This window comes from Lysinibacillus sp. NPDC058147, from assembly GCF_042884205.1.
Taxonomy (GTDB): domain Bacteria; phylum Bacillota; class Bacilli; order Bacillales_A; family Planococcaceae; genus Lysinibacillus.
In genome coordinates, this window is sequence record NZ_JBHVUJ010000008.1 from 60,910 (window position 1) to 72,733 (window position 11,824).

The 11,824-nt window shown below is 34.6% G+C and carries 11 protein-coding genes and 1 pseudogene; 3 read left to right on the forward strand and 9 right to left on the reverse strand.

Annotated elements, in window-relative coordinates; all coding sequences use genetic code 11:
• Positions 1-345: 345 nt before the first annotated feature.
• Positions 346-1,827 (forward strand): malate:quinone oxidoreductase, encoded by a 1,482-nt coding sequence (locus ACFVT8_RS19960; RefSeq protein ID WP_387084829.1) that lies wholly within the window; start codon positions 346-348, stop codon positions 1,825-1,827.
• A gap of 264 nt (positions 1,828-2,091) precedes the next feature.
• Here the strand turns inward: ACFVT8_RS19960 and ACFVT8_RS19965 are convergent, their stop codons facing one another.
• From ACFVT8_RS19965 to ACFVT8_RS20000, 8 genes and pseudogenes are all read right to left on the reverse strand, one after another.
• Positions 2,092-2,373 carry a hypothetical protein gene (locus ACFVT8_RS19965; protein ID WP_387084831.1) on the reverse strand — a complete coding sequence of 94 codons (282 nt, stop codon included), beginning with the start codon at positions 2,371-2,373 and terminating at the stop codon, positions 2,092-2,094.
• A complete protein-coding gene (locus ACFVT8_RS19970; protein ID WP_387084833.1) occupies positions 2,370-3,026 on the reverse strand; it encodes a hypothetical protein in 657 nt (218 codons plus the stop codon). Before ACFVT8_RS19970 ends, ACFVT8_RS19965 begins: the two co-directional genes overlap by 4 nt.
• A gap of 162 nt (positions 3,027-3,188) precedes the next feature.
• Positions 3,189-3,602, reverse strand: a complete 414-nt coding sequence (locus ACFVT8_RS19975; RefSeq protein ID WP_387084835.1) for a MarR family transcriptional regulator — start codon at positions 3,600-3,602, stop codon at positions 3,189-3,191.
• A 134-nt stretch (positions 3,603-3,736) separates the two neighbouring features.
• Positions 3,737-3,892, reverse strand: a pseudogene (locus tag ACFVT8_RS19980) (alpha/beta hydrolase); the annotation flags it as partial.
• A gap of 51 nt (positions 3,893-3,943) precedes the next feature.
• A complete protein-coding gene (locus ACFVT8_RS19985; protein ID WP_387084837.1) occupies positions 3,944-4,603 on the reverse strand; it encodes a hypothetical protein in 660 nt (219 codons plus the stop codon).
• Positions 4,604-4,606: 3 nt separating this feature from the next.
• Entirely contained in the window at positions 4,607-5,014 is a 408-nt protein-coding gene (locus tag ACFVT8_RS19990) for a permease prefix domain 1-containing protein (protein WP_370077861.1), read from the reverse strand.
• Entirely contained in the window at positions 5,011-5,340 is a 330-nt protein-coding gene (locus ACFVT8_RS19995; protein ID WP_053482886.1) for a PadR family transcriptional regulator, read from the reverse strand. Before ACFVT8_RS19995 ends, ACFVT8_RS19990 begins: the two co-directional genes overlap by 4 nt.
• A gap of 234 nt (positions 5,341-5,574) precedes the next feature.
• Positions 5,575-6,765 (reverse strand): M14 family metallopeptidase, encoded by a 1,191-nt coding sequence (locus ACFVT8_RS20000; RefSeq protein WP_387084840.1) that lies wholly within the window; start codon positions 6,763-6,765, stop codon positions 5,575-5,577.
• 240 nt (positions 6,766-7,005) lie between these two features.
• Between ACFVT8_RS20000 and ACFVT8_RS20005 the strand changes: the two genes are divergently transcribed.
• The gene (locus tag ACFVT8_RS20005; RefSeq protein ID WP_387084842.1) at positions 7,006-9,753 is read left to right on the forward strand and encodes an ATP-binding protein; all 2,748 of its coding nucleotides are present in this window, start codon (positions 7,006-7,008) and stop codon (positions 9,751-9,753) included.
• A 1-nt stretch (position 9,754) separates the two neighbouring features.
• Positions 9,755-10,594: a CheR family methyltransferase gene (locus ACFVT8_RS20010; protein WP_387084844.1), complete on the forward strand. Its 840-nt coding sequence runs from the start codon at positions 9,755-9,757 to the stop codon at positions 10,592-10,594.
• Positions 10,595-10,652: 58 nt separating this feature from the next.
• Here the strand turns inward: ACFVT8_RS20010 and ACFVT8_RS20015 are convergent, their stop codons facing one another.
• Entirely contained in the window at positions 10,653-11,795 is a 1,143-nt protein-coding gene (locus ACFVT8_RS20015) for a SpoIIE family protein phosphatase (RefSeq protein WP_387084846.1), read from the reverse strand.
• Positions 11,796-11,824 lie beyond the last annotated feature (29 nt).

The window sequence follows — 11,824 nt, forward strand, 5'->3', positions numbered from 1 at the left end:
TTATGTTATTATATAGATATAATAATTAAAAAACCTCATTATTATATGAAAATGCTAGCCAATTTTAGGTCAATTATTCCATAAAACTTAAATGAAAGTTAGTTTTCATAATGAGGGAATAGGAGGTTTTTCTCTTGATTTATTAAGGGGAAGTCTCGAAAAATGCACATAACTCTCATATAGATAGTTGATATTTTAATCTTAATGTAATTATGATACACTGCAATAAGGTAATAATTGATACAGAAAAGGTGTACTCTTAGGTTACTCCATGGCTTACTGAGATATCTAAGCAGGAGAGCTATACATCCTTTCTGCAAATCTTAATATATAAGGAAGGTAAAAATGAGTAACAGACAAATTAAATCAGATGTTATCTTAATTGGTGCCGGAATCATGAGTGCGACTTTGGGGACAATGCTCAAAGAATTAGCACCAGATTGGAAAATTACAGTGTTTGAGCAGCTTGATAAAGCTGGTGAAGAAAGTTCTCACGAATTAAATAATGCGGGAACTGGACATGCTGCACTTTGTGAGCTTAACTACACTTCAGAGAAAAAAGATGGATCAATCGATATTAGCAAAGCGATTAAAGTTAATGAGCAGTTCCAACTTTCGAAACAATTTTGGTCTTATCTTGTGAACAACAAACTGATCAGTAATCCACAAGACTTTATTATGCCTTTACCTCATATGAGTTTAGTACAAGGGAAAGACAATGTAGAGTTTCTAAAAAAACGTCATGAAACAATGACAAAAAATCCTTTATTCCAAGGCATGGAATTTTCTGATAACCCAGAAAAACTAAAGGAATGGATTCCTCTTATTATGCAAGATCGTCCAGCAGATGAAGCAATCGCTGCGACAAAAATTGACACTGGTACAGACGTTAACTTTGGTGCATTAACACGTATGTTATTCGACAACTTAAAAAATAAAGACGTTGACATCAACTACAATCATAGTGTTGAAAGCATGAAACGTACTAGCGATGGCTCATGGGAAGTACGAGTGCATGACAAAAATGGCTGTAAAATGGAATACCATTCAGCAAAATTTGTCTTCCTTGGTGCTGGTGGAGGAAGCCTAGAATTACTACAAAAATCAGGTATTCCTGAAGGAAAACATATTGGTGGATTCCCAATCAGTGGATTATTCTTAGTATGTAAAAACCAAGAAGTTGCTGAACAACATCATGCGAAAGTATACGGAAAAGCTAAAGTTGGTGCTCCACCAATGTCTGTTCCGCATCTTGATACACGCTATATTGATAACAAAAAATCATTACTATTTGGACCGTTCGCAGGTTTCTCACCTAAGTTCTTAAAAACAGGTTCAAATATGGATTTATTCGCTTCTGTAAAACCGCATAATATTACAACGTTATTAGCGGCAGGAGTTAAAGAAATGGGATTAACAAAATATTTAATCCAACAACTTATGTTATCTAAAGAACAACGTATGGAAGAGCTACGTGATTTCATCCCGAATGCTAAGAGCGATGATTGGGATATTATTGTAGCTGGTCAACGTGTACAAGTTATTAAAGATACAGAAGCTGGTGGTAAAGGAACGCTTCAATTTGGTACGGAAGTTGTAAGTGCTTCTGATGGCTCAATCGCTGCATTACTTGGAGCTTCTCCTGGTGCTTCTACTGCTGTTCACGTTATGCTTGAGGTAATCAATAAATGCTTCCCTCAACATGTTAACGAATGGGAATCTAAAATTAAAGAAATGATTCCATCTTATGGCAAGTCATTAGCAGAAAACCCAGAGCTTCTTAAGGAAGTTAATGAATCAACAGACGAAGCGCTTCGTTTAAAATAAAATCTGATGTAGAAACAAATTTAAGTATTTGTTTCTACAAAATATAATATAGAACCTTCATTCTAATTTAGGGTGGAAGGTTCTATTTTTTTATTTCACAAATGGAGTTGCAGTGAGAATTTTTATCCTTAATATCTAATATATATAAATAGGCATTAATTAATGACAAAACCGCAATGATTTAACGAAAAAATATTTATTTATATAAGAGCAAAATAAATGAAGCACACCTTTTGCTAGCAAACAAAAGGTGTGCTACTAATTTTAAAATTTAAGCTTGGAATAACAAAATTGGATAGAGCGTTTGATATACATTGAACAAAAAAATAGCAACAATGAAACCAAGAGTGCTAGCGGAATGCTGAAAGCGATCGGAAGCTCAATGCCACTCCAAATGCTCATTTGTATTTGTTCCAAGCCGAATGTTCGCAAAATGCCGGCTACTATTGATATTAATGCACTGATAATCAGCCCTGCATAGAGGACAGATAGTACGAGAAGGGCTAATGAGCAAAAAAAGCCTTGAATAATTTTTATGAATGTCATTCCTTTTCCCTCCGTATAATTTGTTGCACCTTGGCGTTTTTAGCAATCGAATAGCTTTTTGTATAATAAAGTGTTTGTATGTGACAATTATCACCTACTGCTACAATATCTCCGTCAACAATTTCTGCATCTGTATAAGAAAGATGTATTTGTTCACCTTTAATACATTTACAATTTAGCTTTTTCTTTAGAAAAGATATAGATAACGTATCTTTTTCTACATTTATCACATCTGCAATAAGCTTTTCAATCTTATTTCCACCAGACATTTTTAATTGAAAATGTTTAGCCTCTATTTCATTCGCTTTAACAAAACCGACTGCATGAAACTGTTCTACTTGTAAGTTTTGTTCAATGGCCAACTTCCCAGAACTATTCAATTTTATTACCCGCCCATTCCGCATATTTAAGCTCCCGGCGCTTTTAACCTCATTAATTTCACAAAAATCTCTTATAGAGCATGATCCTGTACTATTTAAAATCTGCGCTTCAACGCGGGAATGAAAAGAGCTATGACCATGAGTAGAGATTTTTTTTACGCGTATTTCTTGATGTAAAGTAACAGAGCCACGGATATTTAATTGCTCACAGTCTGCTGCTAAGTCTTTAATAGAGCCGTTAGTAAGGGTTACTGTACGTAGTTTTTGAATCACGGATAACCACCTCATTATAATTTAATTAATATATATTTTAATAATTAAAATATATATTAATTAAATTATATGTCGCTTTGTTTTGTCAAGAACAAAAAACTTGTCATGAGCTTTTTATGGATTTTTTAGGCAATAAAAAAAGGATTTCAATTTTATGAAATCCTAAAAAATTTTTTTCATTAACTGATTAACCTCACGCAATATTGTTGCCATGTCTACCAGTTTTTCTTGTGGAAACTTTAAAAATAAATCTTGAACCTTTAATTCACCGCTATTTGTTAAAATCATTTTTACAACACGACGATCTTCTTTCTCTCTAATCCGCTCTACTAATTCCAACTTTTCTAGTTTATCGCACATTGATGTAACGGCTCCAGGTGTTACACTAAAGAACTCAGCAATTTCTGTTGCTTTCATACCACCATTAATCTTTAGCTGAAGTAGGAGGATTAGTTGGTTTTGAGATAATGATTCTCCCTCAGATAAAAGATTTACAAACATTTTCGATGTATGCTGTATTTCAAGCATCTCTTTCATAATGATTTCTACATTTTGCAATTGATCATTTTTTAACATAGTATCACAGCCCGTTAAAATATTTAATGATTAAATTATATAGCAAATAAATAATGTGGGCTACTTTCGATATCCTTAGGGACATTGATTTCTTGTCATTGTAAAACAAAGAAGCGACTAATAGGACCCCCAGCACGTATCATAACTTCATGGTTACTTCCATTTATCTTTACTTGCTCTAATGTACTTACACTGTTATTACCTTTAATATTGGAAGTCCATGTAGGGAATAAAAGCGCTGTTATGAGTAATACGATTGTAATCAATCCGGTATATTTTATAAATTTCATTAATCTTTTTCATCTAATTCCCTCTGCGAACGTGAATTTTAATCAGAATTTTTAGACTCTTTTAGAGAGAGTTGTTGAATTGTACATTTTTCTTTTATAAACATAAAAGTACATGCTTAGAGGCCACCATAGGACTACGAAAATTGGATAAAACGCCCATATTACTCCCGGTGAAGAGACAATGTTTACTGTAATAAAAAAGATACTGATAAGAATTGTAGCGGTAACGGAGAATGCTACAAATGTTTTTCTTTGCGCGTGGTATAAAGCTAAGGGCCACCAAATTACTAAAAATGCTGGATAGATCGCCCAAGGGTATGGATGGGACAAAATAATATTTAATAAGGAGTAATAAATAATGGTACTTGCACAGCCTATTAGTGCGATTTTTAATGTTTTTGCTTTTTCTTCTAAATACATAAGAATTGGCCACCAGATGATTGGATAAATCGCATAAATGAACCATATATACTCGGGTGAGTATAAATAATTTTCAATGATAAGAAAAGCAATAATCATGGCACTGCAAACAAGAGAATATTGTTTATACATTCTTTTAGACATAAAGAATAACGTAATTGGCCATAGAAAAACTAGGAAGCAGGGGTATATAAACCAAATCGTCTGAGGTGATGTCGTATAATTGACGATTCCTAAAAAAATCATTGTCATTATACTGCCAACAATCGAAAAGCTAATAAAGTTCTTCATGTTTTATTCACTCCATTTCTTACGTGACCAAACGAAGTACATAGATAATGGCCACCATAATATTGCGAAGATCGGATAGATTGCCCAAATTGTATTTGGTGTATAGTAAAGATTAATAAAAATAAAAAATGCAATAATTAAGCCACTACCCCATATAGAGAATTCTAAATTTAATTTAGACATGTTTTTCTTTTCGGGCTCCTTAACGCCTAATTCCTTTTTTAAATCCTCAATATCTCCAAACTCCACGATGGCTTTGTTGATGGCATCCTCTTGTTCTTTCCCTTGATCCATCAAATAAAATACTTTTTCTTCAAGGTTTTGAATGATTTCTTGCTTTACCATCTCTGTTTCTTTATTACGAGGAATGTCTTTAAAAAGCTCATCAATATGATTTTTTATTTTTTTCATTCTAAGCCCTCCATAAATAAGTCGATAATTTCTTTTACTTCCGACCACTCTTTTACTAGCTCATTTAAATAAGCTTTACCTAATGGGGTAATACGGTAATACTTTCTTTTGCCTCCGTGTGAAACATCACCATAATAGGCTTCAATAATTTCCTTTTTCTCAAGACGCTGAAAAACTGCGTATAAAGTTGCTTCTTTAATTTGAAAACGATTATTTGTGCGGATACTTATTTCCTGAGAAATTTCATAACCATAACGATCTTTCTCTAAAATTAACCTTAAAATAATGGAATCCAAGTGTCCGCGGATGATGTCACTTCGAACCATAAGTCACCTACTTATTTTTTATTGCTCTATCTGTTAGAGTAATATTAGCAAATATTACTCTACCTGTCAAAGTAATTTTTCCAAATACGTCCAGATTATTGGCCGTGGCGTAAATATAAGGGTTAAAAAATCCCCATTCACTTCAGAAGTAAAAGGGGATTGGGGATATTTATTTAGCATTGAATTAGGATGAAAAATCCTCAAGGAGAACTATTCTTAGATTATCGATTTCGATTACATATACAATGCTGCAAGGAATATACCTAGTGTCTCTTCATAGATGTCGTCGAATTGGCTGAGTGGAAGTGGATTGGTACCACTACCTAACTCAACTGTAAAGCCAGGTCTACGCCAATCTTGAATGAACCAATCTTTATAGCCCGCATAACTGCCTGCCGAATTGATGGGCTCGTAGCCGCTGACCCGGCTAAACTCATTAACAAGGATTTCTGACTCTGGCGGTTCGAGATTTTCGAAGCCCCAATAAATCACTCTACCTTGTGTATGAAATGCAAGAACTCTGGCAAAACCGCGTTTCTTTGTTAAGTCAGCCATAGCAATGGCCTCTGGCTCGGACAAAGGTCGTTGTCCACCAAAATCTCTTGGTCCAGGTGTTTTTGGATTTCGTGCATTTTCGAGTTCCCATTTTGCAGGAAACTGATCGTTCAAATCGACACCATTTATATTAGCCTTCCAACCCGAGAAATCGGTGCTATCGTTATTCAAACTAATAAGCTGATTTCTTAATACTTCGTCATTAGGTGGTCCTTGTAATACTAAATCGACGCCATCGGGATTGACCATCGGAACTATAGAAAGGATTGTTTGCTGGTAAAGTGGAAATGGAGATAAACCGCGAATTGTACTTTGATTGGTGAGAGAAAGTAGATAGTCGTTTATAAAAGTTAAAATAATTGGAGTTGTAATCCATTCATTCGCATGAAAGGAGCCGTTATAATGGACACGCTTAGTTCCGTTCCCGATTAGAAGTTCTGGAATTTCATGCTGTAAAACAGAGTGTCCAATCGTAGAGCTTTGTAGAAATGGATAAGCATCGAGTAGTTTTTTGATATCATTCATCATGATAGCGTAAGTATAATTTTGTTTACCATTGACGAGTCTCCATGTGATCCGTTGGGGAATACGAATTGTCTGTCCAATTTGTAATTGATTTGGATTAAGACCGGGGTTAACAAGCAAAATGGCTCCTAATGGGAGATTTCTGCTTTGGGCTATTTGCCAAAGGGTATCTCCTAGTTTTATTTGATAATTGATTGTCACAAATCCCGGAATTCGGATGCGCTGTCCAACCCGTAAAAATGAAGGTTTAATATTTCGGTTCGAATCTATAATTAGTTGAAGAGGTATTTTAAACACTTCACTAAAATGCCAAAGAGAATCCCCTGGTCTTACGTAAATGTCCACAATTGTTCTCTCCTTATTATCAATTATGCCTCTGCAAAATTGGCCAATATAATATATATGAAAAGAATATGGGGTTTATTAACTTTTAAGGCCCATTATCAAAAGTTGTGGATGTGAACGTTGTTAAGTATTTCTCGGAAAGAGATTACTCTCATAACTTATGAGGGAGAATATTAGTTACTTTTTGATGTACAATAATACTAGTTATAGAGTTTATGACAGATAAAGGTAGGAAAACAAATGTTAAATAAATTAAAGATAGGTATACGAACGAAAATTACGTTAGGCTATGTTGTTATCATACTTTGTTTACTTGCATCAGTGATCATCTTAAATAATCAAATTACCTCTCTACAAAAAGAAAGAAATTATATTATCCAAAATGACTCAAATATACATGCTCTAAGCAATCGCATTGAAAAAAACATTTTAGATATGGAATCGAGCCTTAGGGGTTTTATTATTACAGATGAATCAAGCTATTTAGAGACTTATAACAAAGCTTGTGAAAGTTGGGAATCCGATTTTAATGAACTTTATCAGCTTTTAGAAAATAAACCAAAACAACAAAAGAAGTTAAATGAGATAAAGACGACGATCGAGCATTGGATTACAACGTCAGGTGACCCTTCCATTAAATTAAAAAAAGAGAACAATGCAGACGCGTTATGGGAACTCTATAAAGTAGATATAGGTCGTAAAGACATGGAAACAGTACGAGAGCAGTTTGAAACCCTCCGTTCAGAGGTAATTACAACTAGGCAAGCCAAAGTAAACGGATTGGACACAAGGAATGGTATTGTAACACTTACACTGCTTGGCATACTTGTATTTATCTCAGTTGTTGCGATTACTATTGCAGGTAGTATTTCTCGTTCAATCGTAAAAACGTTAACAGAGGTTACAGGAACGATTCAAGAAATAGCTGCTTCCAAGAGCAGTCAAAAAGGAAGGATTCATGTTAGAACAAATGATGAGATCAATGATCTGGCAGCTGCTACAAATGAATTGTTGGATACGCTTGAGAGAAGAGAATGGCTACAGTTGAATATCGCAGAAATTGTCACAAAATATCAAGGCATTTCTGCCATCACCAAATTAGCTGAAACTTTCCTTTCAGAAATAGCGAAAAAAACGCAGTCTTCCCTTGGTGCCTTTTATGTTCGTGAAACTACTGATAATAACATACAGTTTGTAAAAAAAGCTGCTTTTGCAGATGCAAGGGATGATGTAGGAATCGAGAGCTTTAAACTGGGGCAGGGCCTAATTGGGCAATGTGCTTTAGAAAAAAAGATTTTAATTGATAACGATATTCCAGAAGATTTCCGTTTAATAGGGACTGGTTTAGGGGAGGTATCACCAAAAGGTATTTTTATCGTCCCCATTATATTTGAAAATGACGTAATAGCTGTCGTTGAATTAGCTACAATAACTGGCTTTAATGAGCTACAGCAGGAATTAGTGAAACAAGTTATCGAAACCTTTGGCTTAACGATCAATAGTGTCCTAGGGCGTATGGAAATTGTCCGTTTATTGAATGAATCAAGAGCTTTGACAGAGGAATTACAAGTACAGTCTGAAGAGCTTCAGGCACAATCGGAAGAATTGCAAATACAAACAGAGGAACTGACAATGACTAATGAACAATTGGAAGAAAGAACAAAAGAGGCAGAGTTAAAGTCGAGAGAATTAGAACAAGCTAAAAAAGAATTAGAGGAAAGTGCGGAGCAGCTGTTACTAAATTCAAAGTATAAATCTGAGTTTTTAGCCAATATGTCACATGAATTGCGTACACCACTGAATAGCATATTAATTTTATCTGAAATGTTAGCCGAAAATAGCCAAAGCAATTTATCAGAAGAGGAAGCTGAATTTGCAAAGGTTATCCATTCTTCTGGAGAAGATTTGCTTGCATTAATTAACGATATTTTAGATTTATCAAAAGTTGAGGCAGGCAAGCTGGATATTAGTTTTGGTGAGATGAATATGAGTGAGATTCCTGTACAAATCGAGCAAACCTTTGCACCTGTAGCAACGAAACAAAATCTACAATTCCATATTTCGAAAGACAAAAATGTAGTAGATGTTTTCTATACGGACGAAAAAAGATTCCAGCAAATATTAAAAAATTTATTATCAAATGCCTTTAAATTTACAGAGCAAGGCTCAGTTAATCTTGATATTAAACAGCTTGGCCGAGAACAGTTAACAAATAATATGCAGGATGTTAGTCCCGACTGGTTAGAAATCACTGTTTCAGATACGGGTATAGGTATTCCAAAGGACAAGCATCAGCTTATTTTTGAATCATTCCAACAGGCTGATGGGGCAACTGTGCGAAAATATGGTGGAACAGGTCTTGGCTTGTCCATTTGTAAGGAGCTTGCGAGATTACTTGGTGGCTGGGTTTCTTTACAAAGTGAAGAGGGGCAAGGGAGTACATTTACACTGACAATCCCAAGCTTGCCAAATGGAATCAAGGAGCAAGAATACCTTGAACTTGCTATTCTAGAGATAGGGGCTACTAATGAAGTACATCAGTTAGAAGAGGAAGAGCAGCTATCAGAAGTTCAGGAATTCTCTCAACATGAGGTAGAAGTTTTTCAAGGGAAAAATATTTTAATTGTAGACGATGATTATCGGAATATCTATGCATTAAAAAATGCACTCGAAAAACGAGGCATGAATATCTTAGTTGCAAAAGATGGAGTAGAGTGTTTAGATATTTTGCAAGCTAATGATGAAATTGATCTTATACTGATGGATATTATGATGCCAAATTTGGATGGTTATGAAACGATGTCGATTATACGAAAACAAATGAAGATTACAGATCTACCGATTATCGCTTTAACAGCGAAGGCCATGATAAATGACCGAGACAAATCATTAGATGCTGGTGCTTCAGATTATATAAGTAAGCCATTAAATTTAGATCAATTAATATCCGTTTTAAGAGTATGGCTAGTTTCTAAAGGGAGTTCATAAGATGGATCAATTTCCGTTGCAGCATAAAACGCAGACAGATTTAGAAATTGATTTATTACTCGAGGCCATCTATCGTTTATCAGGATTTGATTTTCGACAATATAATCGTTCTTCTATATCGCGAAGAATTGTTAATAGGATGAGGATGAATGATATCCCAACGATTTCTCGAGTACTTGAAAAAGTAATTCACGAAGACAGTTTTTTAGAGCAATTATTAAACGATTTTTCTATAAATGTTACTGAAATGTTCCGTGACCCTAGTTTTTTTAAAGCTTTTCGCCAAGAGGTTGTACCGTATTTAAGAGATTACCCTGAAATTCGGATCTGGCACGCAGGATGTGCCACGGGTGAGGAAGTATACTCCATGGCTATTTTGCTACAGGAAGAAGGGTTAATGGATAAAGCAGTAATTTACGCAACGGATATGAACGAGCAAGTATTGGAAAAGGCAAAAAAAGGAGTATTTCCGATTAAAAAAATGCAGGCATATACTAAAAACTATATGCTTGCAGGTGGTATTCATGCTTTTTCCGAATACTATAAAACAGATAATCAATATGCTTATTTCCAGCCGTCACTGTTAAAAAACATTATATTTGCACAGCATAATTTAGTAACGGATCAATCGTTTAATGAATTTCATGTCATTATGTGCCGAAATGTTTTAATTTATTTTTCATCAGAGTTACAAAATCAGGTTCATTATTTATTTTCCGAAAGCATAAGTAATAATGGTTTTTTATGCTTAGGAGATAAGGAAACAATACGATTTGAAGATATTATTCCAAAATATAAAGAAATCGTAGGTAATGAAAAAATATATCAGAAGATAAAGTAAGATAAAAAATGGGCTGTTGCCTAAGTTTCTCTCTAGATGCTTAGACAACAGCCCTATCTTATGTAGCCTGTGCTTGAATCATTAATACACACATATCATCTGGTTGATTCTCTTGTTTTTCCTTAGGCAGTAAGTTGTCGATTAGACGTTGAGAATAATCCCATTTCGTAGATAGTAGCGTTTGTAAATGCTTCTCTGACTCTATTTCATCCGGTCCCATTGCCTCTAAAACACCATCCGTATATAAAACAATTTGCACATCCTCATTGTATTGAATGAATTGCTTTTGTACGTCGATCTCATCGAAAAAGCCGATTGCACAGCTTCCTCTATTGAATGGTACGAGCGTTTTCCCATCAACTAAAGCATAACCAGAAGGATGACCAGCATTTACATATTCAATTGTTTTTTGTTCTGTATCCATCACTAAATAAATAGCTGTGAAATAAAAAAGATTGTCCTCTTTCCCATTTCGCAATAGTGTCATATAACGGTTTAACTCTTTTATAACTAATTCAGGATCTACTAATTGTTTAACGGCTTCTCTTAGGACAGAGGAGATAAACATACAAACAAGTGCTGCAGGGATACCATGTCCCATCATATCAAGCAAAATGATGGCATAGCGGTGATCATCTATTTTATGCCAATAATACATATCCCCTGCTAAATTAGAAGAAGGAAGATAAGATACTTCTATTTGAATATTAGTGTCGTTTAAAGGAGCGTTTAAAAGACTCCTTTGTACGTGTGTTGCTAAATCTAATTCGTATTGTATTTTCTTTTCTTGCTGAGTATGCCAATCTAATTCAGCTTTCAATCGTAATGCAACTCGAATTCTAGCAAGAAGCTCGGTTTTATTAATCGGCTTTGTAATATAATCTACTCCTCCGACATCAAGTGCTTCTGCGAGTTTGTTTTTATCTTCTAGAGCTGTGACAAAGATAATTTGAATATCTTTTAATCGCTCATTTTGCTTAATACGTTTGCAGGCCTCAATACCGTCGATTTCAGGCATCATTATATCTAATAAAATTAAATCCACTGAATTTCCTGTTGGATTTGGTGCGTCTAACTGTAAATAATCAAAAAGCTCATAGGCAGATGTTAGAGAAACACAGTTATCATAACCTGCATTTTTTAATACTTTTTCAATTACAAATAGATTGACCTGATTGTCATCTACAAGAAGAATAGTCATAATTATTTCCCCTTATTCTGTTTGCATTA